Below are 22,940 nucleotides of genomic sequence, written 5' to 3' on the forward strand. Positions count from 1 at the left end.
CTATCACCTATCCAAGACGCGAACGCCTTGGCAAATATCAAGGCGATTCTTGCGTCGCCTTCCCGCCACCAATAAGGATGCAAAGTCCGGACCGCAAGGGTCCGAAAGTCTGTAACTTCAGGCCTTGTCCAGGCCGTAAAGCGAATGAAGCGTGCGCACCGCCAATTCGGTGTAAGCGGCGTCGATCAACACGGAAAATTTGATCTCCGAGGTGGTGATCGCGCGAATATTGATGCTTTTTTCCGCGAGCGCGCGGAAAGCGGCGGCGGCGACGCCGGCATGGCTGCGCATGCCGACGCCAATCGCCGAAATTTTCACCACATCGCCCGAGGATTGCAGGCTGGTGTAGCCGATGTCGTCCTTGGCCTTTTCCAGAATGGCGCGGGTGCGCTCGAATTCGGCGGCCGGGACGGTAAAGGTGATGTCGGTGTGGGCGGCGTCGTCGGACACGACCTGGATGATCATGTCGACATTGATGTTGGCTTCGGCCAGCGGCTTGAACACCGCCGCGGCGACGCCAGGCTTGTCGGCGACCTTGCGCAAGGTGAGCTGCGCCTCGTCCTTCGAGAAGGCGATTCCGGTCACGACCTGCTGCTCCACAATATCCTCCTCGTCGCAAATCAGCGTGCCCAGCTGGGGGTTTTCGGGATCGTCGAAGGACGACCGCACATAGGTTTTGACGCCATGGACCATGGCCATTTCGACCGAGCGCACCTGCAAGACTTTTGCGCCCAGCGAGGCCATTTCGAGCATTTCCTCGAAGGCCACCTTGTCGAGCCGGCGCGCCTTCGGCACGACGCGGGGGTCGGTCGTGTAAACGCCGTCGACGTCGGTATAGATGTCGCAGCGATCCGCCTTAATTGCGGCGGCGATGGCGACCGCGCTGGTGTCGGAGCCGCCGCGTCCCAGCGTGGCGATGCGGCCGGTGGCGGGATCGACGCCCTGAAAACCGGCGATCACGGCGACTTCCTTGCGGCCAAAGCCCTCGATCAGTTTCGAACCGTCGATCCCCGCGATTCGCGCGGAGCCATGGGCGTTGTCGGTTTCGATCGGAATCTGCCAGCCCTGCCAGGAGCGGGCCGGAATGCCCATTTCCTGCAGGACGATGGCGAGCAGACCGGACGTCACCTGTTCGCCCGAGGCGACCACGGCGTCATATTCGCGGGGATCGTAGTGCTTGTTGGATTCGTTGACCCAGCCGACGAGTTCGTTGGTCTTGCCGGACATGGCGGAGACGACCACGGCGACATCGAAGCCGGCCTCGATCTCTCGTTTGACGTGACGCGCCACATTGCGGATACGTTCGATATTGGCGACGGACGTGCCGCCGAACTTCATCACCAGACGCGCCATAATGCCCTGATTAAATCGCTGTAGACCTCGCCCTTGGGGCGGCTATACATGACGGCGCGCCCGGCGCCTGTCAATCTGCGCTTCCGCCTAATCGAGATCAAAATGTCCGAGAATCGCTCCGCCAGCACCGACCCCGAGGAACTCGCCCGCTTCGCCCGCCTCGGCGACCAATGGTGGGATTTGAAGGGGCCGCAAGCGGCTCTGCACAAGCTCAACCCGGTGCGCATCGGCTATTTGCGCAACCTTTTGTGCGCGCATTTTCCGGACGGAGACAAGCCGAGGCGGCGCAATTCCGAGAAACCGCTCGCCGGCCTGAAAATCGTCGATTGCGGCTGCGGCGGCGGGCTGCTCGCCGAACCGCTGGCCAAGCTTGGCGCGACCGTGACCGCCATCGATCCCGCCGACGAAAATATCAATGTGGCGCGCCGCCATGCGGAACTGGGCGGTCTCGACATCGACTATCGGCCGGTGACCGTCGAATCGCTGGCGGCCGCTGGCGAAATTTATGACGTGGTGCTCGGGATGGAGGTGCTCGAGCATGTCGCCGACGTCGGCAGCTTTTTAGCCGCCGCCGCCTCGCTGGTGCGCCCCGGCGGCCTGTTCGTCGGCGCCACCCTCAACCGCACTTTGAAAAGCTATGCGCTGGCGATCGTCGGCGCCGAATATCTTTTGCGCTGGGTGGAGCCCGGCACCCACGACTGGAACAAGTTTTTGACGCCGAGCGAGATCGTGCGTCCCCTGGTGAAGGCCGGGCTGCAGGAAATCGACCGCTCGGGAATGGTGTACAATCCGCTGCTCGACGACTGGCGCCTGTCCGGCGACACGGATGTGAATTATCTGATCGCGCTGGAGCGGCCGGTCTGAGGCGCAAGCGAGATGCGTGGACCGCCCTCGTCCTTCGAGACAGCCGCTGCGCGGCTTCCTCAGGATGAGGGCTACTGAATAGAGGCGCTGAAAGCGCCGTCTCAAACCATGGCGGTCCCGACACGCTTCAACAAAAATAAAGCGGCCCTCGCGGGCCGCTCAATTCTTTCAACCAACCATCCGACCTTCACGCCGCGAGCGCGGCCTGGAGCTCCTTGAGTTGATCGATCTTTTCCGACGCCTGCTTCTTCGCGGTTTCGCTGGTGGCGTCCGCGAAATCTTCCTCGGCGTTCTGGATTTCCTGCGCCAGCTGGGCGGCGTTCAGCTCTTCCAGCGGCTTGGCCGATTCGGCCAGGATGGTCAGGCCGCCCGCGGCCACGTCGGCGAAACCGCCGCGCACAAACAGCTTGGTCTTCTTGTTCGCCGCTTCGTCGATCTCGACGACGCCGGCCTTGAGGACGGTCATGACGGGCGCGTGGTCCTTCATCACCGTGAACAGGCCTTCAATGCCGGGCACGACCACGGCTTCGACTTCGCCCGAATAAAGCAGCTTTTCCGGCGAAACCAGCTCGAAGTGAAATGTCGCCATAAAACTCTCCGTCTCGGCGCAGATTCAAGCGGCCCGGCGGGAAGCCGGGCCGTCGGCGAAAAATCAGGCGGCCTGCGCAGCCAGCTTCTGGGCCTTTTCGACCGCTTCGTCGATCGAGCCGACCATGTAGAAGGCGGCTTCCGGAAGGTGGTCGTAGTCGCCGTTCACCAGGCCCTTGAAGCCTTTGATGGTGTCGGAGAGCGAGACCAGCTTGCCGGGCGAACCCGTGAACACTTCCGCGACGTGGAAGGGCTGCGACAGGAAGCGCTCGATCTTGCGGGCGCGGGCCACGACCAGCTTGTCCTCTTCAGACAGCTCGTCCATGCCCAGGATCGCGATGATGTCCTGCAGCGACTTGTAGCGCTGGAGGGTCGACTGCACCTTACGGGCGACTTCGTAGTGCTCCTCGCCGACGACGGCCGGCGACAGCATGCGCGAGGTCGAGTCGAGCGGGTCCACCGCCGGATAAATGCCCTTTTCCGCGATGGAGCGCGACAACACGGTGGTGGCGTCCAAATGGGCGAAGGAGGTGGCCGGCGCCGGGTCGGTCAAGTCGTCGGCCGGGACGTAAATCGCCTGCACCGAAGTGATCGAGCCCTTGGTGGTGGTGGTGATGCGTTCCTGCAGCGCGCCCATGTCGGTGGCGAGCGTCGGCTGATAGCCCACCGCCGAGGGGATGCGGCCGAGCAGCGCCGACACTTCCGAACCCGCCTGGGTGAAGCGGAAGATGTTGTCGACGAAGAACAGCACGTCCTGGCCCTTGTCGCGGAAGTCTTCCGCAATGGTCAGGCCGGTGAGCGCGACGCGGGCGCGGGCGCCCGGAGGCTCGTTCATCTGGCCATAGACCAGGGCGCATTTGGAGCCGGCGACCGAGCCGTTGTTCTCATGCGGGTCGACGTTGACGCGCGACTCGATCATTTCGTGATAGAGGTCGTTGCCTTCGCGGGTGCGCTCGCCGACGCCGGCGAACACGGAATAACCGCCGTGCGCCTTGGCGATATTGTTGATCAGCTCCATGATGAGCACGGTCTTGCCGACGCCCGCGCCGCCGAACAGGCCGATCTTGCCGCCCTTGGCGTAGGGGGCGAGCAGGTCGACGACCTTGATGCCGGTCTCGAGGATCTGGGCTTCGGTGGCCTGCTCCGCATAGGACGGGGCCGGCTGGTGAATGGCGCGGCTGTTGTCGGCGTTGACCGGGCCGAGTTCGTCGACCGGGGAGCCGATGACGTTGATGATGCGGCCGAGGCAGGCGTCGCCGACCGGAACCGTGATCGGGGCGCCGGTGTCGGTCACTTCCTGACCGCGCACGAGGCCTTCGCACACGTCCATGGCGATGCAGCGCACGGAATTCTCACCGAGGTGCTGAGCCACTTCGAGAACGAGGCGGGCGCCATTGTTGGTGGTTTCCAGCGCGTTCAGGATTTCAGGCAGGTGACCGTCGAACTTCACGTCAACGACGGCGCCGATGACCTGGGTGACGCGGCCCTTGGACAGGTTAGCCATTTCTCGTCCTCACATTCTTTATGACGGTCAGAGCGCTTCGGCGCCCGAGATGATTTCGATCAGTTCCTTGGTGATCATCGCCTGACGCGACCTGTTGTAGATCGTCGTCTGCTTCTTGATCATTTCGCCGGCGTTGCGCGTGGCGCTATCCATGGCGCTCATGCGAGCGCCCTGCTCCGAAGCGGCGTTTTCCAGCAAACCGCGGAAAATCTGCACGGAAATGTTGCGCGGCAGCAGCGCCTCGAGGATTTCGTCCTCGCCGGGCTCGCAGTCGTAAGCGCCCGACAGCGGCGCGCCGCCCTGGATATCGGCCGGAATGAGCTGCTGGGCGGTCGGAATCTGCGCGATCACCGAACGGAATTTCGAATAGAACAGGGTCGCCACATCGAACTGGCCATCTTCGAACCAGCCGATGATCTTCTTGCCGATGGGATCGGCGTTTTCGAAGCCGAGCTGGCGCACCGAACGCAGGTCGATGACCTCAACGATCAGCTTTTCATACTGGCGCTTGAGCTGCTCATAACCCTTCTTGCCGATGCAGAGGATTTTGACCGTCTTGCCCTCGGCCTGCAACGCCGTGATGCGTTCGCGCGCAAGGCGGACGATCGAGGAGTTGAAGCCGCCGCACAGGCCGCGCTCGGCGGTGGCGACGATGAGAAGATGCGTCTCGCTCTTGCCATTGCCCGAAAGCAGGGCCGGCCCGCCGCCGGAAATGCCGGAAGCGAGATTGGCCAGCACCGTCTCCATGCGTTCGGCATAGGGGCGAGCAGCTTCCGCGGCCGTCTGCGCGCGGCGCAGCTTCGCCGCGGCGACCATTTGCATGGCCTTGGTGATTTTCTGCGTCGCCTTCACGGAAGCGATGCGGTTACGAAGATCCTTCAACGAGGGCATGGTTCATCCGCTCGAAAGCCGCTCGCGATTTTTAGGCCGGAGCTTTAATGGGAGCGGACCCGTCGCCGAAACGACGGGTCCGGTTCGGATTAGGCGAAGGACTTGGTGTAGCCTTCGACGACCGCCTTCAGCTTGTCGGCGACGTCGTCCTTGAGGTCCTTGGAGGAGCGGATCGCTTCCAGGATCTCGGCATGGCTGGTGCGCAGCAGGTTGAGGAGACCCTCCTCATAAGCCTTGATGCGCGCGACCGGCAGGCCGTCGAGATAGCCGTTGACGCCGGCGTAGATCACCGAAACCTGCTCTTCCATCTTCAGCGGCGCGAATTGCGGCTGCTTCAGAAGCTCCGTCAGGCGCGCGCCGCGGTTGAGCAGGCGCTGGGTGGTGGCGTCGAGGTCCGAGCCAAACTGGGCGAAGGCGGCCATTTCGCGATACTGGGCGAGCTCGCCCTTGATCTTGCCGGCCACTTTCTTCATCGCCTTGGTCTGCGCCGACGAACCGACGCGCGACACGGAGAGGCCGACGTTCACCGCCGGGCGGATGCCCTGGTAGAACAGATCGGTTTCGAGGAAGATCTGGCCGTCGGTGATCGAGATCACGTTGGTCGGGATATAGGCCGACACGTCGTTGGCCTGGGTTTCGATCACCGGCAGAGCGGTCATCGAGCCCGCGCCATTGGCGTCGTTGAGCTTGGCGGCGCGCTCCAGCAGGCGGCTGTGCAGATAGAACACGTCGCCCGGATAAGCTTCGCGGCCCGGAGGACGACGCAGCAGCAGCGACATCTGACGGTAGGCGACGGCCTGCTTGGTCAGATCGTCATAGACGATCAGCGAGTGCATGCCATTGTCGCGGAAGAACTCGCCCATGGCGGCGCCGGCGAACGGCGCCAGGAACTGCATCGGGGCCGGGTCGGAGGCGGTGGCGGCGACGACGATCGAATATTCGAGCGCGCCCTGCTCTTCCAGCACCTTCACGAACTGGGCGACGGTGGAGCGCTTCTGGCCGACGGCGACATAGACGCAGTACAGCTTGGCGCTTTCGTCGGTGCCCTGGTTCAGCGGCTTCTGGTTCAGAATGGCGTCGAGGGCGACGGCGGTCTTGCCGGTCTGACGGTCGCCGATGATCAGCTCGCGCTGGCCGCGGCCGATCGGGATCAGGGCGTCGATGGCCTTGAGGCCGGTCGCCATCGGCTCATGCACCGACTTGCGCGGAATGATGCCGGGAGCCTTGACGTCGACGCGGGCGCGCTTGTCGGCGACGATCGGACCCTTGCCGTCGATGGGATTGCCCAGAGCGTCGACAACGCGTCCCAAAAGGCCCTTGCCGACGGGGACGTCGACGATGGCGCCGGTGCGCTTGACGGTCTGGCCTTCCTTGATGTCGCGGTCGGAACCGAAGATCACGACGCCGACATTGTCGGCTTCGAGGTTCAGCGCCATGCCGCGGATGCCGTTCTCGAACTCGACCATTTCGCCCGCCTGGACGTTGTCGAGACCATAGACGCGGGCGATGCCGTCGCCGACGGACAGAACCTGGCCGACTTCGGTGATCTGGGCTTCATTCCCGAAATTCGCGATCTCGTTCTTGAGAATCGCAGAGATTTCTGCGGCGCGGATATCCATCAGCCGACCTCTTTCATACGTGTGCGGAGCGAATTGAGCTTGGTTTTGAGCGAGGCATCGACCATGCGCGAACCGAGCTTGACGACGATGCCGCCAATGATCGAGGGATCGACCTTGACGTTGACCTTAACGGTCTGACCGCCCGACACCTGACGCAGCGCGGAATCGAGCGCGGCGGAATGATCGGACGAAAGCGGAGCCGCGACCACGACCTCGGCGCGGGCGACGCCCTTGGCCTTGTCGTTCAGCGCAGTATAGGCGCGAATCATGTCGGGCAGGACGAACAGGCGGCGCTTGGAGGCCACGAGCTTGATGAAATTGGCGGTGATGTCGCCAAAGCCGCACTGGCCAAGCAGAGCGGTGATCGCCTTGAGCTGCTCTTCGGCGGAGAACACCGGGCTGGCGACGAAACGCTTCAGATCAGGCGACTGCTCGATCATCGCGCCGAAATTGCCGAGCGCTTCGGCGACGGCTTCGGTGACGTTCTTTTCCTGAGCCAGCGAGAACAGGGCCTGGGCATAGCGTTCCGCAACGCCAGATGTCGGATTAACGGAGTCTTCGACTTCAGCCACGCGGAAAGGCCCCCTATATTAAGTCTGACGCATGCCCGTGGAATGTCTGGCGCTCAAGCCAAGCTTTGATCCGGGCAGGACTGTCTGGAGACGGTTGGATCAGCCGAGGCGCTCCAACCGAAAGGCGGCGTTCACGTAACATAGGGCGCCGGGCGGCGCAACCCATGGAGAGCCTGCGAAATCACGCCCTGCTACCAAATGAGGACACGCAAAGTCAGAGAAAGTTTTGGGGGTCGACGTCGATGCTGATCTTCAAGTCTTTGGTGGGCTTTGGCGCATTTGCGCGCATGGCGCGCAGGAACGCCTGAATATTCGCCTTGCGTGGCGCTTTGATCAGCAGACGGAAGCGATATCTGCCGCGAACCATGGCGATCGGCGCCTCGACGGGGCCGAAAACGGCGATGTCGTCCTCTCCAGGAAGGGCGCCGGGCGGCGCCACGCGCCAGGCGCGATTTTCCGGCGGAAGCGCGGCGGCGCGGGCGAGCGCGCGGGCGAAAAGTTCGGCGGCGTTGCGGTCGGAGCCGGAGACGATCACCCCGGCGAGCCGGCCGAACGGCGGCAGGCGCGCGATACGCCGCGCCTGTGTTTCCTCGGCGTAAAAACGCTCGAAATCCCCCGACAGCAACGCGCGCAGCACGGGATGGTCGGGCTGATAGGTCTGGAGCAGCGCCGCGCCCGGCTTCTCGCCGCGACCGGCGCGTCCGGCGACCTGGTTGAGCAGCTGGAACGTGCGCTCCGCCGCGCGCGGGTCGCCGTTGGACAGACCAATATCGGCGTCGACCACGCCGACCAGGGTGAGGTGGGGAAAATTGTGGCCCTTGGCGACGAGCTGGGTGCCGATCACCAGATCGACCTTGTGGTCGGCGATCGCCTGCAATTCCGCGCGCATCCTTTCGGTTCCGCCGGGCATGTCGGAGGACAGGACAAGCAATCGCGCGTCGGGCAAAATCTCGGCCGCCTCCTCCGCCAGCCGCTCGACGCCCGGCCCACAGGCCGACAGCGTGTCAGCCTCGGAGCAAGCGGGGCAAATGTCGGGGCGGCGCTCGACATGGCCGCAATGATGGCAGACCAGGGCGCGACGAAAACGATGCTCGACCAGCCAGGCCGAACAATTGGGGCATTCGAACTTGTGGCCGCAGGCGCGGCACAATGTGAGCGGCGCATAGCCGCGGCGGTTGAGGAACAGCAGCGATTGCTCGCCCCTCTCGAGATTGCGCTTGAGCGCCTCGACCAGCGGCGGCGACACCCATTTTCCGCGCGACGCCGCGTTCGCGCGCAAGTCGATGGCCTTGATCGCCGGCATCAGCCGGCCGGCAAACCGGCTTTGCAGACGCAAAGAACCGTAGCGCCCCTGCCGGGCGTTTTCGCGCGTTTCAATCGACGGGGTCGCTGAGGCCAGCACGACAGCGCAGCCCTCGTTTCGCGCGCGCACCACCGCCATGTCGCGGGCGTGATAGATTACGCCTTCTTCCTGCTTGTAGGCGGCTTCGTGCTCCTCATCGACCACGATCAGCCGCAGATCTTGGAAGGGCAGGAACAGGGCCGAACGCGCCCCGGCGACGACCCGGACCTCGCCGTCCGCAGCGCCGCGCCAGACGCGGGCGCGGCGGCGCGGCGTCAGTTCCGAATGCCATTCGGCGGGGGCGGCGCCAAAACGTTGGGAAAAGCGATCGCGGAACTGCGAAGTCAGCGCGATCTCGGGCATCAGGATCAACACCTGCCCGCCGCCCGCCAAAACCTCGGCGACCGCCTCGAAATAGACTTCCGTTTTGCCCGAACCGGTCACGCCCTCCAGCAAGATCGGCTTGAATTCTTTTCGACCCGCCGCCTCGCGCAAGGCGGCCGCGGCCTTGGCCTGATCTTCGGAGAGGCGCGCGCGGCAGAAGTCCGGGTCCGGGGCGTGGGCGGCGGGCTCGGGCCCGAGCGCCACGGGTTGAAGCGCGCCATCGTCGATCAGGGCGTCGATCACGCTCGGCGACACGCCGGCGACGCGCGCCAGCTCCGCCTTGGTCAGCGCCGTCTCGGCGGGCAGCGCCGCCAGCGCCCGCCCCCGCGCTTCCGTCAGACGCTTGGGCGGCACCCCGGTGGCGCGCAGGCCGATGCGCAACGGCTCAGGCCCGGCCTCGACCGCCGCATGGGTCGACATGCGCAGCACCATGCCGCGCGGCGCCAGCGACCAGGCGGCCACCCAGTCGAGGAAATCGCGGAGTTTTTGCGGGAGCGGCGGAAAATCCAGCCGCGCTTCGATGGGCTTGAGATTGGCGGCGCCGCCAGGGCGAACGGCCCAGACGACGCCGTAGGTTTTGCGGGCGCCGAGTGGGACTTCGACGAATTCGCCTGATGACAAGGCGAGACCCGGCGGGATCGCATAGGAATAGGTTTGGTCGACCGCGACGGGGACCAGGACTTCGGCGATTGTCGGCGCCATCCCTTCTCCCCTTGCGGGAGAAGGTGGCTCGCGGTCGTCAGACCGCGAGACGGATGAGGGGGCGTTCGTCACCGCGCAACATCCTATCGTTTCGGGAAGAACCCCTCATCCGACCCCTTCGGGGCCACCTTCTCCCGCCATAGGGCGTCCAAAGGGACGCCCGTCTTTCGACGGGCTATGGGAGAAGGGCGCGCCGCAGACGTGATCCTAACCGCCGACTCAGATCAGGCGGTGGCGCCGTGGCAGTGCTTGTACTTCTTGCCGGAGCCGCAGGGGCATTGTTCGTTTCGGCCGACCCGGCCCCAGCTTTCCGGATTGTTCGGATCGCGCGGCGCCGCGTCTTCGCCGGTCAGCGGGACCGGCGTGAATTCGCCGGCGGCGATCGCCGCATTGATGCGCGAAAGCGCCTCCTCGTCCTCGCCGGTCGCCGGATCGACATGCGAGCCGAACATCGGCGGCGGCGACGGCATGGACGGCGGCTCCACCGACACTTCCACGCGCATCAATTGCGCCGTCGTGACCTCGCGCAGCCGCGTGATCAGGGCGTCGAACAGTTCGAACGCTTCCGACTTGTATTCGTTGAGCGGATCGCGCTGCGCCATGCCGCGCCAGCCGATCACCTGGCGCAAATGGTCGAGCACGACCAGATGCTCGCGCCACAAATGGTCGAGGGTCTGCAACAGGATCTGCTTCTCGACATAGCGCATGATCTCGGGCGAGTTGCGCTGCTCGCGCGCCTCATAGGACTCGTCCGCCGCCTTTTCGATGCGCTCGCGCAATTCCTCGTCGGCAATGCCCTCTTCCTTGGACCAGTCGGCGAGCGGCAGCTCCAGATTGAGCTGCGCCTTCACGCCCTCGTCGAGACCGGCGATGTTCCAGGCCTCGGGATAGGCGTCATGCGGCACGTTGGAGGAGACGAGATCGTCGACCACGCCATGGCGCATTTCGGTGATCACGTCGGCGATGGATTCCTGGGCCATCATGTCGCGACGCTGTTCGAACACCACCTTGCGCTGGTCGTTCATCACATTGTCGAATTTCAACACGTTCTTGCGCATGTCGAAATTGCGCGCTTCCACCTTCTGCTGCGCCTTTTCCAGCGCCTTGTTGATCCAGGGGTGGATGATCGCCTCGCCTTCCTTCAGCCCGAGCTTGACCAGCATGCTGTCCATGCGGTCGGAGCCGAAGATGCGCATCAGGTCGTCCTGCAGCGACAGGAAGAATTTGGATTTGCCGGGATCGCCCTGGCGTCCCGAACGGCCGCGCAGCTGGTTGTCGATGCGGCGGCTTTCGTGGCGCTCGGTGCCGATGATGTAGAGGCCGCCGGCCTCCAGCGCCTTGCGCTTGAATTCCGAGACTTCGGCGCGGATCGCCTTTTCCTTGGCGGCGCGGGCCTCGCCCTCGAGCCCCTCGCATTCCTGGCGCAGGCGCATGTCGACATTGCCGCCAAGCTGAATGTCGGTGCCGCGGCCCGCCATATTGGTGGCGACGGTGATGGCGCCGGGCACGCCGGCCTCGGCGACCACATAGGCTTCCTGCTCATGGAAGCGGGCGTTAAGAACCGCGAAATTCTTCGAGGGTTTGCCGGAACGCGCCGAAGCATAGAGCTTGTCGAGCGCGCCGGGCGCGCCGAAATCGATCTGCTTGTAGCCGCGCGACTTCAAGAGGTCGGCGAGCTGTTCGGACTTTTCGATCGAGGTGGTGCCGACCAGCAGCGGCTGCGCCTTTGCGGTGGCCTCCTCGATTTCGGCGAGGATGGCGTTGAGCTTTTCCTCGCTGGTGCGATAGACCTCGTCGTCGGCGTCGATGCGGACCATCGGCATGTTGGTGGGGATTTCCACCACGTCCAGCCGGTAGATTTCGGCGAATTCGTTGGCCTCGGTCGCGGCGGTGCCGGTCATGCCCGCGAGCTTGCCATAGAGGCGGAAATAGTTCTGGAAGGTGATGGTCGCCAGCGTGACGTTTTCCGGCTGGACCTGCACGTTTTCCTTGGCTTCCAGCGCCTGGTGCTGGCCTTCCGAATAGCGACGGCCCGGCATCATGCGGCCGGTGAATTCGTCGATGATGACGACCTCGCCATTGCGGACGATGTAATCCTTGTCGCGCGCATAAAGCTTATGGGCGCGCAAAGCCTGATTGACGTGATGGACGAGCGTCACATTGGCGGATTCGTAGAGCGAGCCCTCGGTGAGCAGGCCATGCTCGCGCAACAGCTCCTCGACGCGCTCGTTGCCCTGCTCGGTCAGCGACACGTTGCGCTGCTTCTCGTCGAGATCGAAATCGCCGGCGACCAGATGCGGGATCAGCTTGTCGATGGCGACATAGAGGTCGGACTTGTCGTCGGACGGGCCGGAGATGATCAGCGGCGTACGCGCCTCGTCGACCAGGATCGAATCGACCTCGTCGACGATGGCGAAGGCGTGGCCGCGCTGAACCATGTGGTTCAGCTCATATTTCATGTTGTCGCGCAGATAGTCGAAGCCGAACTCGTTGTTCGTGCCATAGGTGATGTCGGCGGCGTAAGCCCGGGCGCGCTCGCTGTCGTCGAGACCGTGGACGATGACGCCGGTGGTCATGCCCAAAAAGCTGTAGACGCGGCCCATATTCTCGGCGTCGCGGCGGGCGAGATAGTCGTTGACGGTGACGACATGCACGCCCTTGCCGGCGAGCGCATTGAGATAGCAGGCGAGCGTCGCGACCAGCGTCTTGCCTTCGCCGGTCTTCATCTCGGCGATGGCGCCTTCATGCAGCACCATGCCGCCGATCAGCTGCACATCGAAATGGCGCAGGCCCAGCGACCGCTTGGCGGCCTCGCGCACGGTGGCGAAAGCGGGAACCAGCAGATCGTCCAGTTTGGCGCCCTTGGCGAGCTGCGCGCGGAATTCGTCGGTGCGGGCGCGAAGCGCCTCGTCGGACAAAGCCGCGACTTCCGGCTCCAGCGCGTTGATCGCGGCGACGCGGGGCTTGTAGCTCTTCAGGCGGCGATCGTTGGCGGTGCCGAAGATTTTTTTTGCAAGGCTTCCGAACATTCCAACGACCCTTCAATCGACGACTGTCGCGCCGCCCAGATGTGGGAGGCGTTGTTGCATAGCACAAGGAGCGTCAGGCGTTCTGTGACAAGCCGACGCAATCCAAACACCATTTTGCGCTTTCCGCGCGCGAAGCGGCGAAGACTTAAGAGGGGGGCGGCGCCTTGTCAACGCGGCGGCGGTTTATGCGCTTTCTTCTTGGTCTTGGGCTTCGGCTGAGGCTCGGGCGCGGGTTCCGGTTCGTCCGGCTCGCGCCGCCAGGTCTCGCCGCCGCAAATACCGGCGGGCAGACAGCCCTTGACCTTGAGAAGGTCGCCCTCGACCGCGATCTCGCCGGTATAGATCTGGCCGTCGTCGAGATTGAAAATGGCGCCGCGCCAGATGGGACCGTCCTGGCGCATGTCGATGAGGATTTTTTGGCCGATGGCGGAGGCGGCGCCCGGCTCAGGCGCCGGAGCCGAGGCGACGAAACCGCACAAAGCCTCATCGCAACGCTTGATGCGGATGGTCGCGGAGCCGTCGGCGACGCGCCACAGGCCGATCGCGGCCGGCTGCGTCTCGGCCGCGGCGGCGGGCAGAACAAGCATGGCGAGGACCGAAGCCGCCAGGAGTCTCATTTGTTATTGGTTCCTTCGAGGCCTAGAGCCCCTTGAGCAGGCTCAATAAAGAGTCTTCCGTCGGTTGAGAAGCGACGAAGACTTTTTCGGCCGGAATTTCCGCGCAGGCCAGCGCCACCGCCGGCGACAGGCAGAAGTGTTTCAGGCGCCCGCGCGCCTCGCCCATCAGCGGCAGCGCCAGGCCGGCGCTGCGCGGCGAATAATGCAGCACGCCGTCGACCTCGCCGGCCGCGAGCGCATCGACGATTTTTTTGGGCCAGGCGGCGACGGGGCGGGCCGCATAGACCTCGACGAGCTCGACGCGCCAACCGGCCTCGCCCAGGCGGGATTCGAGGTCCGCCCGACGTTCGCGCCCGGCGAGATAGAGGATTTTTTTTGTCCCCGGCTCCTTGAGCAGCAGATCGGCGAGCCGTTCCGCATCGGGCGCGACCGCGGCGACCGCAAAGCCGGCCTTGCGGCCGGCCGCGGCGGTCTTTTCGCCGACGCAGGCCAGAGGCGCAGCGAGGGGCGCGCCATTTTGCAGCGCGCGGGCGCTGGTCGCGATCACAAGATCGAAGGGACCGTTAGGGAGCGCCGCGCCGGTCGGCGCGACCTCCATCACCGGCGCGACCAGCGCCTCATGGCCGAGAGCCGACAGCCGGCCGGCGGTGCGCTCCGCCTCGTCAACGGGGCGCGTCACCAGCAGGCGCATGGCTCAGAACGCCAGAATGTCGCTCGGCGCGGCGGCCAGGATTTTCCGGGCCGCTTCCTCGCCGAGGGCGGCGGCGTTGGCGACCGGGCCTTCGACGCGGGCGTCGTAGGATTCGGAGCCGTCCTTGCGCAGCACCAGGCCGTAGAATTTGAGCTGGTCGCCGGAGACGGTGGCGTGGCCGGCGATGGGCGTGCGGCAGGAGCCGTCGAGCACATGCAGGAAGGCGCGCTCGGCGTTCAGCGCATAGCCGGTCGCGGGATCGCAGATCGCCGCAATGTCTTCCAGGAGCTGCTTGTCCTGGGGACGCGCCGTGATGGCGATGGCGCCCTGGCCGCAAGCCGGCGGGAATTCGTCGAGCGTCAGAACCGAGGTCACCTTGTCGGCGAGGCCGAGGCGGCGCAGGCCGGCGAGCGCCAGCAGGGTGGCGGCGAATTCGCCGCTGGCGACCTTGTTCAGACGGGTCTGGACATTTCCGCGCAACAGCTCGATCTGCAAATCAGGGCGTAAGCGCCGAATCATCGCCTGACGGCGCAGCGAGGCCGAGCCGACGCGGGCGCCTTGCGGCAGTTCCATCAGCGTGGGAGCGGCGCCGCCGATGAAGGCGTCGCGGACGTCTTCGCGCGGCAGATAGCCGGCGACGATCAGGCCCTCGGGCAGCAGGGTCGGCAGATCCTTGGCGGAATGCACGCAAATGTCGACCTGGCCGTCAAGCTGGGCCTGGTCGAGTTCGCGGGTGAACAAACCCTTGCCGCCGGCCTCGCTCAGGGCGCGATCAAGGATTTCGTCTCCCATCACCTTGATGATGCAGATTTCGAACGCGTCTTCCGAGGTCTTGAAATGCGCGGCGAGACGCCGGCGGGTTTCGTAGGCCTGCGCAAGGGCCAGAGGGCTGCCGCGCGTCCCAATTTTAAGCCGGACGGTCAAGACGAAACTCCAGAAAGGTTGTTTGCGGTTTTCTTTTCTTCGGGCGCCGGACTATAGGGAAAAGAGTTCGGCGACGGAAGCCGAGCTTTGTCCGAAATTTGGCATTTTTTTGCGGCGATTCGCCGCGTTGGAGGGGGCTATGCAAGCCTTGCGCGTGCTTGGCATCGAGAGCACCTGCGATGAAACGGCCGCCGCTGTCGTCGAGGCCGACGCCGCCGGGCGTGGAAAAATTCTCTCCAACGCCGTTTTGAGCCAGATCGCCGAACATGCGGCCTATGGCGGCGTGGTGCCGGAAATCGCCGCGCGCGCCCATATTGACGCGCTCGACCCTCTGATTCGCCGCGCGCTCGACGAGGCGGGCTGCACTTTGGCCGACATCGACGCCGTCGCCGCCGCCGCCGGCCCCGGCCTGATCGGTGGGGTAATGATCGGCCTGACCATGGGCAAGGCGATCGCGCTGGCGACAAAAAAACCGTTCGTCGCCGTCAATCATCTCGAGGGCCATGCGCTCACCCCGCGCCTGACCGATGGCGTCGAATTTCCTTATCTGCTGCTGCTCGTCTCCGGCGGCCACAGCCAGCTGATTTCGGTCGAGGGCGTCGGCGAATATCGCCGGCTCGGCTCGACGGTGGACGACGCCCTCGGCGAGGCTTTCGACAAGGCGGCGAAACTTTTGGGCCTGCCCTATCCCGGCGGTCCCCAGGTGGAAAAGGCGGCGGCGCTTGGCGATCCCGAAAGGTTCGAATTTCCCCGGCCGATGGCCGGCCGGCGCAATCCCGATTTTTCCTTTTCCGGGCTGAAGACGGCGGTGCGGCTCGAAGCCGAGAAGATCGCGCCGTTGACGGACCAGGACGTGTTCGATCTCTGCGCCTCCTTCCAGGCGGCGGCGGTGGATGTGATCGTCGACCGCTGCCGGGCGGCTTTGCGGCTGCTCGCGGAAAAACCGCCGACCGCGCTGGTGGCGGCGGGCGGCGTCGCCGCCAATGGCGCGATCCGGCGCGGGCTGGCGCGGCTGTGCCTCGAAAGCGGCTTGCAGTTGGCGCTGCCGCCGATCGGCCTGTGCTCGGACAATGGCGCGATGATCGCCTGGGCCGGCCTGGAGCGGTTCCGGCTGGGGTTTGTCGACGGCATGGATTTCGCCGCGCGTCCGCGCTGGCCGCTCGACAGCCGGCAGGATCCGCGCTGGCATGGCAAGGCGTGATGCCCTGGAAACTCTTGTTTTTCGCCGGGGCGATGCTGGTCGCGCTCGCGGCGCCCAAGGCCTTGTTGCGCCTGGACTCCTCCGTGACCGCGCCGGTTCGCATCGCCTATGGTCCCGGAAACGGTTTTGACAGCATCGACCTCGATCTGATCGGCCGGGCCAGGGACAGGATCGACATGGCCGCTTACGTCCTCAGCGACCAGCGGATCATCGAGGCGCTGTCGGCGGCGGCGGAGCGGGGAGTCAAAATCCGGATTTACCTTGACCCCGAACAATTTCGCCGCATCGCCGACGCCAATGTAAATGTGGTAGCGCTGGTCAATCAGCCCAATGTGAGCGCCAGGATCAAGGCCGAGCAGAACGACATGATGCACTTGAAAACTTTCGCCGTGGACGGGCGCTGGCTGCGCGCCGGCTCCGCCAATTTCTCCTGGGCGGGCGAGCGGCGCCAGGACAATGACATTCTGGTGATCGACAGCCCCGAGGCCGCGGGCGCCTTCACCCGCCATTTCGATTCGATCTGGGCGCGGCGCGACAACAGCGAGGCCAGCCGATGAGCGCGCGTCCCACACTCGCCGTGCTCGGCGCCGGCGCCTGGGGCACCGCGCTCGCCAATATGGCGGCGGGGCAGCATTCCAAAGTTTTTGTGTGGGCGCACGAATCCTGGCTCGCGGCGGCGCTGCGCGCGGATCGCGAGAACAAGGCGCTGCTGCCCGGCGTGCCGCTCGCAGAAAATATCGAGCCGACCGACGAGCTCGATTGCGTGCGCGACGCCGATCATGTGCTGATGGTGACGCCGGCCCAGGTGGTGCGCTCGGTCTGCGAGCAGCTCAAGGGGCGCCTCCGCCCGGACTCCGCCATCGTGAGCTGCGCCAAGGGCATTGAGCGCGGCACCGGTCTTTATATGCGCGAGGTGCTGAAAGAAGTGCTGCCGGACCAGCCCGGCGCGGCGCTTTCGGGGCCGAGCTTCGCCCATGACGTCGGGCGCGGCCTGCCCACCGCCGTGACGCTCGCCGCCGACCGCATCGAACTCGCCGAAATTTTGTGCGCGCGACTCGCGGCCCCGCATTTCCGGCTCTATCGCTCGGACGATCTCATGGGCGTCGAAATCGGCGGGGCCGTGAAAAACGTTTTGGCCATCGCCTGCGGCGTGGCGCTGGGCGCCGGCCTCGGGGCCAGCGCTCATGCCGCGCTTCTGGCGCGCGGGTTCGCGGAGATGCGGCGGTTTGCGCTGGCGCAGGGGGCGAAAACCGAGACGCTCATGGGTCTGTCAGGGCTCGGAGATCTGGCGCTCACCTGCTCCTCGCCGCAATCGCGCAATTATTCGCTCGGCTTCGCCATCGGACAGGGCGAAAAGCCTGAGGTCGCCGGCCACGGGGCGCTGACCGAAGGCGCCTGGACCGCGCCGGTCCTCACCGAAAAGGCGCGCAGCCTCGGCGTCGAAATGCCGATCGCGGAAGCGGTGCAGGCGATTTTAGAAGGGCGCACCGGCGTCGGCGAAGCCATCGGCGCGCTGATGCGCAGGCCGTTCAAGGCTGAGGGGTAGCGCGACCCTTTCTTCCCATGGCCATGGTTCGAGACGCCCGCTCCGCGGGCTCCTCACCATGAGGGATTTCTCTATAGGAACAATTGAGTAGCCCTCATGCTGAGGAGCGACGGGAGGTCGCGTCTCGAAGCACGAGGGCGGTCCACGATTTTCCGGGTTACTTCTTCAGCAGGTCCGCCGGAACCTTGCCGCCATTGGCGGCGACGAGTTCGATGACCTTTTTGTGCAGCCAGATGTTCATCGCAGCGGAATCGCTGGTGTCGCCGTCGAATTTCAGTTCGGCGGCGAGCTGTTTGCGGGCTGTGAGGCTGGAGTCCAGACCCAGCACTTTCAACAGATCGACGATGGACACGCGCCAGTCCAGCGTTTCCGGATTGGTTTCGTTGAGATCGTCCAACACTTTGGCGATATCGACGGCCGCGGCGGCGGGAGAGGCGGCGGCGGGCGCGGCCGGTGTCTCGGTGGCGGGCGTGTCGGCCGGCGCCGCTTGCGCGTGAGACGAACCAAAAATCTTGCCGATGATCGAACCGAAGATGCTCATGGGGACCTGCCGGGTTCTTGAGAAAAATTCCACATCGCAACGCCGGTCAGGCTAGGGCCAACGCGCGACGCTTACAAGATATGGGGCAAGATATAGGGATTGAATGCGGGCGAGGCTTGGTGCAAGCATTTGGCCCCTTCCAAAATCCGGTCGTCTCCATGCACTACGTCGCCCTCTGCCTCGACAAGCCCGAGTCCCTCAGCGTCCGCACCGAAAATCGCGCCGCGCATCTCGCCTTCCTCGCCGCCCACGCCCCCAAGGTGAAGCTCGGCGGCCCCTTCCTCGACGCGGCCGGCCAGATGTGCGGCTCGATGCTGGTGCTCGACTGCGCCGACGAGGCGGAAGCCCGGGCCATGCTGGCCCAGGACCCCTATGCGCAGGCCGGCCTGTTCGCTTCGGTCGAATTGCGCGCCTACAAGCCCGTCGTCGGGACCTATGTGGCGTGAGCGCCTACTGGCTGTTCAAGAGCGAGCCGGACGCGTGGTCGTGGGACCAGATGGTCGCCTGCGGCAAGGACGGAACCGGCTGGACCGGCGTCCGCAACCATCTCGCCAAAAAACAGATGCAGGCGATGCAGCTCGGCGATCTCGGCTTCTTCTACCATTCCAATGTCGGCAAGGCCGTGGTCGGCGTGGTCGAGGTGATCAAGACGTTTCACCCTGACCCGACTGATGAGAGCCAGAAATTCGGCATGGTGGACCTGCGCGCGGTCGAACCTTTGCCGCGTCCGGTGACGCTGGACGAGATCAAGGCCGATCCGCGTTTTGCCGAAATGGCGCTGGTGAAGAACACCCGCCTTTCGGTTCAGCCGGTCTCGGCCGAACATTGGCGGGCGATCAGGGCGCTCGGCGGCCTATAGATCGTCGCCGTCGAGCGCGCCGGGCTGCGCGATCCCGGCGGCGACGCCGGCGAGCCAGCGGCGCAGGGCGCGCTCGCGTTTCGGCCGCATGCCCTCGACAAGCCGGGCCGACGCCGCCTCGACCCGCTCGCGTCCGCGCCGCAACACCGTCTCGCCCTGTTCGGTCAGGGCGAGCGGACGCGCGCGAAGCGTTCCCTCCTCCTCCCGCACCAGGCCGGCGCGGCGCAGATTGGCGACGATCAGGCTGATGGTCTGCGGCGTCAGTTTGGCGCGCCGCGCGATATCGGCGGCCAGCAATCCGGGCTGGGCGCCCAGAAGCTGCAGCACGGCCATTTGCGGCGGGGTGATGCCGAGATCGGCGAGCAGCCGTTCCTCCGCCAGCCGCTGCGCCGCCGCCGCCTGGCGCAGCAGGCCGGCGAGATCGCCGTTCTCGCCGGGAAGCTCCAGCAGCCGCGCCGGCTTGCGTTTCTCGGCTTCGGGGGGGACGGGCGCCTGGAGGACGGGTTTGATCATGGTCGGTTCCCGCAAGCGAATCGAATCGTCGGTTTGTTGAAGAAAACCAGAGCCGCGCGGGCGTCGCCAGCCCTTTGTCCACGATTTCCCGCTCTATGGGCGAAAGAAAGGGTTGCCAGCGGTTTTGCGGCGCCGTTAGTTCGAGCCAATGGAAAGCGCCTTCCCCCCCATCGTCGAGCATTACCAATCCCTGGTGGCGCGGGGACGCATCGAGCACGACCCGCATCAGGCCGCCGTCGCCGCCAAGCTCGACAAGCTGCGCGAGGCGCTCGACGTGCAGCGCCTCGCCAAAAAATCCAGCGCGCTCGGCTGGATGTTCGGCGCGAAACGTCCCGCCGAAGCGCCAAAGGGCCTGTACATCTGGGGGTCGGTCGGGCGCGGCAAGACCATGCTGATGGACATGTTTTTCGACTCCGTCGTGCTGGAGACCAAGCGCCGCGTCCATTTCCACGCCTTCATGGCCGACGCGCATCGGCGGATTTTCGACTGGCGGCAGAAGAAGAAGGCGAATTCCGTCAAGGGCGACGACCCCATCGCTCCCGTGGCGGAGGCGCTGGCGAAAGACGCGACGCTGCTGTGTTTCGACGAATTCGCCGTCACCGACATCACCGACGCCATGATCCTGGGGCGGCTGTTCCAGGCGCTCTGGGCGCGCAATGTCACCGTGGTCGCCACCTCCAATGTCGATCCCGTCGATCTCTACAAGGACGGCCTCAACCGCGCGCTGTTCCTGCCGTTTATCGAGCTGATCCGCGCGCATATGGAGGTGGTCAAGCTCGACGCGCCCCGGGATTTCCGGCTGGAGCGGCTGGAAAACGCCCCGGTCTGGCTGACGCCGCCGGACGAAACGGCGCGAAAAATTCTCGACAAGGCCTTCGCCGAACTCAGCGGCGTGATCAAAGGCGCGGAAAGCCGGTTGCCGATCCTCGGGCGCGAGATCGTTGTGCCGCAGGCCGCCGGCCATGTCGCCCGTTTCGACTATGCCGATCTGTGCAAAAAACCTTTGGGCGCGGCGGATTTCGTCATGATCGCCGAATGTTTCCACGCTCTGGTCGTCGACAACATCCCGGTGATCGCCCCCGACGAGCGCAACGAGGCCAAGAGGTTCATCAATCTGATCGACGCGCTCTATGACAAGCGGGTCAAGCTGCTGGCTTCCGCCGCGGTCGAGCCGCATGAGATCTATCGGGCGCCGGAGGGGCGCGAAGCCTTCGAATTCGATCGGACGGTATCGCGGCTGATCGAAATGCGGTCGAAAGACTATCTGGCGCTGCCCCACGGCAGCATCGGCGCCAGCGGCGACATGGCGGGACTGATCGACACATGACCGCCCCGGCGCGGCAGATCGAGGCGACGGCGGACCAGAAAATCCTGGAGCACGCCTGCGATCATCTGCGCCGGTTCGGTCCGAAGCGGACGACCATTCTCGACATCGCCGAAGCCGCCGGCATGTCGCACGCCAATGTCTATCGTTACTTCCCCTCCAAACTCGCGCTGTTCGACGCGGTCACGGCGAACTGGCTGGCGGCGCTCGAAGGTCAGTTGCGGGTGATCAAGGAGGGGCCCGATCCCGCCTATGACAAGCTGGAGCGGGCGCTTTCGGCCATTCAAAAAACCTATCGCGCCAAGCTCGAGGCCGATCCGGCCCTGTTCCAACTGCTCTGCGACGCCATCGAGACCAATCGCGTGGTGGCGCGCAAGCATCGCAACAAGATCCAGGGCGAGATTCAGGCCATTGTCGAGGAGGGGATCAGTGCGGGCTCGTTCCGCATGACCGACCGGCGCCGGGCGATGGCGCTGGTGTTCGACCTCGCCCACCGTTTCATCCAGCCGATCTCCATCGCGCTCGACCGCGGCATTCCCGCGCCGGACCTCGCCTTTCGCGCCGGCCGGGCTTTCGCCGCGATCCAGCGCAGCCTGGTTTACGGCGATCCCGACTTTGATATCTGACAAAAATTGTTTTTTGTCACCCGTTCCCCGCGCAAGGGGGCGGGCGCGCCACAATCTGCTGCACTCCTCTGTTCCTGCAGGGCTTTTTCAGCTAAAGCTGCGGCCTGTTGTCGCAGCAGGGGGCGCCGGGGCGCCCCCGTTAGTCTTTCTCCCGACTTGAAAGCCTGACCGCTTGGAGGCACAAGCCCTCTCCGACATTGACGCCACCCCCGCGGCCTCCGGCGCGGACACCAAGAGCAAGGACTAGGACCCATGGCGCGTAACAAGATTGCACTGATCGGAGCTGGCCAGATCGGCGGCACGCTGGCCCATCTCGCCGGCCTCAAGGAGCTTGGCGACATCGTCCTGTTCGACATCGCCGAAGGCACCCCCCAGGGCAAGGCCCTCGACCTCGCCGAGTCCTCCCCCGTCGACGGTTTTGACGCGTCGCTCTCCGGCGCCAATGACTACAAGGCCATCGAAGGCGCCGACGTCGTGATCGTCACCGCCGGCGTGCCGCGCAAGCCCGGCATGAGCCGCGACGACCTGCTCGGCATCAACCTCAAGGTCATGGATCAGGTCGGCGCCGGCATCAAGCAATATGCCCCCAACGCCTTTGTCATCTGCATCACCAACCCGCTCGACGCCATGGTCTGGGCGCTGCAGAAGTCGTCGGGCCTGCCGGCCAACAAGGTCGTCGGCATGGCCGGCGTGCTCGATTCCGCCCGTTTCCGCTATTTCCTCTCCGAAGCCACCGGCGTCTCGGTCAAGGACATCCATGCGATGACGCTCGGCGGCCATGGCGACGACATGGTGCCGCTGGTGCGCTATTCCACGGTCGGCGGCGTGCCGCTGCCGGAACTGGTCAAGTCCGGCTGGATCAGCCAGGAAAAGCTCGACGCCATCGTCGACCGCACCCGCAAGGGCGGCGGCGAGATCGTCGCGCTGCTGAAGACCGGCTCGGCCTTCTATGCGCCCGCCGCCTCCGCCATCGCCATGGCTGAATCCTATCTCAAGGACCAGAAGCGCGTCCTGCCGGTCGCCGCCTATCTCGACGGCCCCTATGGCGTGAAGGACACCTATGTCGGCGTGCCCGCGCTGATCGGCGCCAATGGCGTGGAGAAGATCATCGAAGTCTCCTTCGACGCGACCGAGAAGGAACAGTTCGCGAAGTCGCTGGCCTCGGTCCAGGGCCTGATCGCCGCCTGCAAGCAGATCAATCCGGCGCTCGCCTGATTTTTAAAGTCCCCGGCCCTGGCCGGGGACCGCGG

The 22,940-nt window shown here is 65.1% G+C and carries 22 protein-coding genes; 9 read left to right on the forward strand and 13 right to left on the reverse strand.

Annotation, left to right across the window (positions count from 1 at the left end):
* Positions 1 to 117 precede the first annotated feature (117 nt).
* Positions 118 to 1,353, reverse strand: coding sequence for an aspartate kinase (locus M2320_RS18005; RefSeq protein WP_264598462.1), 1,236 nt, complete (start codon positions 1,351 to 1,353; stop codon positions 118 to 120).
* 102 nt (positions 1,354 to 1,455) lie between these two features.
* Between M2320_RS18005 and ubiG the strand changes: the two genes are divergently transcribed.
* Positions 1,456 to 2,217, forward strand: coding sequence for a bifunctional 2-polyprenyl-6-hydroxyphenol methylase/3-demethylubiquinol 3-O-methyltransferase UbiG (gene ubiG / locus M2320_RS18010; RefSeq protein ID WP_264598463.1), 762 nt, complete (start codon positions 1,456 to 1,458; stop codon positions 2,215 to 2,217).
* Between the two features lie 187 nt (positions 2,218 to 2,404).
* On the opposite strand, the gene M2320_RS18015 is transcribed toward ubiG, so the two are convergent.
* The 10 genes from M2320_RS18015 to hemC form a co-directional block, all read right to left on the reverse strand.
* Positions 2,405 to 2,806 (reverse strand): F0F1 ATP synthase subunit epsilon, encoded by a 402-nt coding sequence (locus tag M2320_RS18015; RefSeq protein ID WP_184426606.1) that lies wholly within the window; start codon positions 2,804 to 2,806, stop codon positions 2,405 to 2,407.
* Between the two features lie 63 nt (positions 2,807 to 2,869).
* Positions 2,870 to 4,309 carry a F0F1 ATP synthase subunit beta gene (gene atpD / locus M2320_RS18020; RefSeq protein ID WP_184426608.1) on the reverse strand — a complete coding sequence of 480 codons (1,440 nt, stop codon included), beginning with the start codon at positions 4,307 to 4,309 and terminating at the stop codon, positions 2,870 to 2,872.
* 27 nt (positions 4,310 to 4,336) lie between these two features.
* A complete protein-coding gene (locus M2320_RS18025) occupies positions 4,337 to 5,200 on the reverse strand; it encodes a F0F1 ATP synthase subunit gamma (RefSeq protein WP_184426610.1) in 864 nt (287 codons plus the stop codon).
* A gap of 89 nt (positions 5,201 to 5,289) precedes the next feature.
* A complete protein-coding gene (gene atpA, locus M2320_RS18030; RefSeq protein ID WP_184426612.1) occupies positions 5,290 to 6,819 on the reverse strand; it encodes a F0F1 ATP synthase subunit alpha in 1,530 nt (509 codons plus the stop codon).
* Positions 6,819 to 7,391, reverse strand: a complete 573-nt coding sequence (locus M2320_RS18035) for a F0F1 ATP synthase subunit delta (protein ID WP_184426614.1) — start codon at positions 7,389 to 7,391, stop codon at positions 6,819 to 6,821. The genes atpA and M2320_RS18035 overlap by 1 nt, the downstream gene beginning before the upstream one ends.
* Positions 7,392 to 7,605: 214 nt before the next feature.
* Entirely contained in the window at positions 7,606 to 9,819 is a 2,214-nt protein-coding gene (locus tag M2320_RS18040) for a primosomal protein N' (protein WP_264598464.1), read from the reverse strand.
* 224 nt (positions 9,820 to 10,043) lie between these two features.
* On the reverse strand, positions 10,044 to 12,848 hold the full coding sequence (gene secA / locus M2320_RS18045) for a preprotein translocase subunit SecA (protein WP_264598465.1): 2,805 nt from the start codon (positions 12,846 to 12,848) through the stop codon (positions 10,044 to 10,046).
* Between the two features lie 167 nt (positions 12,849 to 13,015).
* On the reverse strand, positions 13,016 to 13,465 hold the full coding sequence (locus M2320_RS18050; RefSeq protein WP_264598466.1) for a DUF2147 domain-containing protein: 450 nt from the start codon (positions 13,463 to 13,465) through the stop codon (positions 13,016 to 13,018).
* A 22-nt stretch (positions 13,466 to 13,487) separates the two neighbouring features.
* Positions 13,488 to 14,156 (reverse strand): uroporphyrinogen-III synthase, encoded by a 669-nt coding sequence (locus M2320_RS18055; RefSeq protein WP_264598467.1) that lies wholly within the window; start codon positions 14,154 to 14,156, stop codon positions 13,488 to 13,490.
* A gap of 3 nt (positions 14,157 to 14,159) precedes the next feature.
* Positions 14,160 to 15,080, reverse strand: a complete 921-nt coding sequence (gene hemC, locus M2320_RS18060; protein ID WP_184426622.1) for a hydroxymethylbilane synthase — start codon at positions 15,078 to 15,080, stop codon at positions 14,160 to 14,162.
* A gap of 148 nt (positions 15,081 to 15,228) precedes the next feature.
* On the opposite strand from hemC, the gene tsaD reads away from it, so the two are divergent.
* Genes tsaD through M2320_RS18075 form a run of 3 tightly spaced genes read left to right on the forward strand, consistent with a single transcriptional unit; the run spans position 15,229 to position 17,827 of the window.
* Positions 15,229 to 16,281, forward strand: coding sequence for a tRNA (adenosine(37)-N6)-threonylcarbamoyltransferase complex transferase subunit TsaD (gene tsaD, locus M2320_RS18065; protein WP_264598486.1), 1,053 nt, complete (start codon positions 15,229 to 15,231; stop codon positions 16,279 to 16,281).
* Entirely contained in the window at positions 16,281 to 16,838 is a 558-nt protein-coding gene (locus tag M2320_RS18070; protein ID WP_264598468.1) for a phospholipase D-like domain-containing protein, read from the forward strand. The genes tsaD and M2320_RS18070 overlap by 1 nt, the downstream gene beginning before the upstream one ends.
* Entirely contained in the window at positions 16,835 to 17,827 is a 993-nt protein-coding gene (locus tag M2320_RS18075; protein WP_264598469.1) for an NAD(P)H-dependent glycerol-3-phosphate dehydrogenase, read from the forward strand. The genes M2320_RS18070 and M2320_RS18075 overlap by 4 nt, the downstream gene beginning before the upstream one ends.
* A 157-nt stretch (positions 17,828 to 17,984) precedes the next feature.
* Here the strand turns inward: M2320_RS18075 and M2320_RS18080 are convergent, their stop codons facing one another.
* A complete protein-coding gene (locus M2320_RS18080; RefSeq protein ID WP_264598470.1) occupies positions 17,985 to 18,368 on the reverse strand; it encodes a DUF3597 domain-containing protein in 384 nt (127 codons plus the stop codon).
* 158 nt (positions 18,369 to 18,526) lie between these two features.
* Between M2320_RS18080 and M2320_RS18085 the strand changes: the two genes are divergently transcribed.
* Positions 18,527 to 18,814 (forward strand): YciI family protein, encoded by a 288-nt coding sequence (locus M2320_RS18085; protein WP_264598471.1) that lies wholly within the window; start codon positions 18,527 to 18,529, stop codon positions 18,812 to 18,814.
* On the forward strand, positions 18,811 to 19,227 hold the full coding sequence (locus tag M2320_RS18090; RefSeq protein ID WP_184426632.1) for an EVE domain-containing protein: 417 nt from the start codon (positions 18,811 to 18,813) through the stop codon (positions 19,225 to 19,227). Before M2320_RS18085 ends, M2320_RS18090 begins: the two co-directional genes overlap by 4 nt.
* Here the strand turns inward: M2320_RS18090 and M2320_RS18095 are convergent.
* Positions 19,222 to 19,740, reverse strand: a complete 519-nt coding sequence (locus M2320_RS18095; protein ID WP_264598472.1) for a MarR family winged helix-turn-helix transcriptional regulator — start codon at positions 19,738 to 19,740, stop codon at positions 19,222 to 19,224. The two genes, M2320_RS18090 and M2320_RS18095, sit on opposite strands and share 6 nt — an antisense overlap.
* Before the next feature lie 148 nt (positions 19,741 to 19,888).
* Here M2320_RS18095 and zapE point away from each other — a divergent pair, with 148 nt between their 5' ends.
* The 3 genes from zapE to mdh all read left to right on the forward strand — a co-directional run bounded on the left by zapE (position 19,889) and on the right by mdh (position 22,905).
* On the forward strand, positions 19,889 to 21,067 hold the full coding sequence (gene zapE, locus M2320_RS18100) for a cell division protein ZapE (protein WP_264598473.1): 1,179 nt from the start codon (positions 19,889 to 19,891) through the stop codon (positions 21,065 to 21,067).
* A complete protein-coding gene (locus tag M2320_RS18105) occupies positions 21,064 to 21,690 on the forward strand; it encodes a TetR/AcrR family transcriptional regulator (protein WP_264598474.1) in 627 nt (208 codons plus the stop codon). Before zapE ends, M2320_RS18105 begins: the two co-directional genes overlap by 4 nt.
* A gap of 252 nt (positions 21,691 to 21,942) precedes the next feature.
* Complete coding sequence (gene mdh / locus M2320_RS18110) at positions 21,943 to 22,905, forward strand: malate dehydrogenase (protein WP_264598475.1); 963 nt, start codon at positions 21,943 to 21,945, stop codon at positions 22,903 to 22,905.
* Positions 22,906 to 22,940 lie beyond the last annotated feature (35 nt).

It is taken from the genome of Rhodoblastus acidophilus (assembly GCF_025961575.1).
GTDB lineage: Bacteria > Pseudomonadota > Alphaproteobacteria > Rhizobiales > Beijerinckiaceae > Rhodoblastus > Rhodoblastus acidophilus_C.

Coding starts and splice junctions, on each gene's coding strand:
- M2320_RS18085 (WP_264598471.1), top strand. CDS start 18,527: ATGCACTACGTCGCCCTCTGCCTCGACAAGCCCGAGTCCCTCAGCGTC.
- M2320_RS18070 (WP_264598468.1), top strand. CDS start 16,281: ATGCCCTGGAAACTCTTGTTTTTCGCCGGGGCGATGCTGGTCGCGCTC.
- M2320_RS18080 (WP_264598470.1), bottom strand. CDS start 18,368: ATGAGCATCTTCGGTTCGATCATCGGCAAGATTTTTGGTTCGTCTCAC.
- M2320_RS18015 (WP_184426606.1), bottom strand. CDS start 2,806: ATGGCGACATTTCACTTCGAGCTGGTTTCGCCGGAAAAGCTGCTTTAT.
- ubiG (WP_264598463.1), top strand. CDS start 1,456: ATGTCCGAGAATCGCTCCGCCAGCACCGACCCCGAGGAACTCGCCCGC.
- secA (WP_264598465.1), bottom strand. CDS start 12,848: ATGTTCGGAAGCCTTGCAAAAAAAATCTTCGGCACCGCCAACGATCGC.
- atpA (WP_184426612.1), bottom strand. CDS start 6,819: ATGGATATCCGCGCCGCAGAAATCTCTGCGATTCTCAAGAACGAGATC.
- M2320_RS18055 (WP_264598467.1), bottom strand. CDS start 14,156: ATGCGCCTGCTGGTGACGCGCCCCGTTGACGAGGCGGAGCGCACCGCC.
- M2320_RS18095 (WP_264598472.1), bottom strand. CDS start 19,740: ATGATCAAACCCGTCCTCCAGGCGCCCGTCCCCCCCGAAGCCGAGAAA.
- M2320_RS18050 (WP_264598466.1), bottom strand. CDS start 13,465: ATGAGACTCCTGGCGGCTTCGGTCCTCGCCATGCTTGTTCTGCCCGCC.
- mdh (WP_264598475.1), top strand. CDS start 21,943: ATGGCGCGTAACAAGATTGCACTGATCGGAGCTGGCCAGATCGGCGGC.
- M2320_RS18025 (WP_184426610.1), bottom strand. CDS start 5,200: ATGCCCTCGTTGAAGGATCTTCGTAACCGCATCGCTTCCGTGAAGGCG.
- M2320_RS18105 (WP_264598474.1), top strand. CDS start 21,064: ATGACCGCCCCGGCGCGGCAGATCGAGGCGACGGCGGACCAGAAAATC.
- M2320_RS18075 (WP_264598469.1), top strand. CDS start 16,835: ATGAGCGCGCGTCCCACACTCGCCGTGCTCGGCGCCGGCGCCTGGGGC.
- zapE (WP_264598473.1), top strand. CDS start 19,889: ATGGAAAGCGCCTTCCCCCCCATCGTCGAGCATTACCAATCCCTGGTG.
- M2320_RS18040 (WP_264598464.1), bottom strand. CDS start 9,819: ATGGCGCCGACAATCGCCGAAGTCCTGGTCCCCGTCGCGGTCGACCAA.
- M2320_RS18005 (WP_264598462.1), bottom strand. CDS start 1,353: ATGGCGCGTCTGGTGATGAAGTTCGGCGGCACGTCCGTCGCCAATATC.
- atpD (WP_184426608.1), bottom strand. CDS start 4,309: ATGGCTAACCTGTCCAAGGGCCGCGTCACCCAGGTCATCGGCGCCGTC.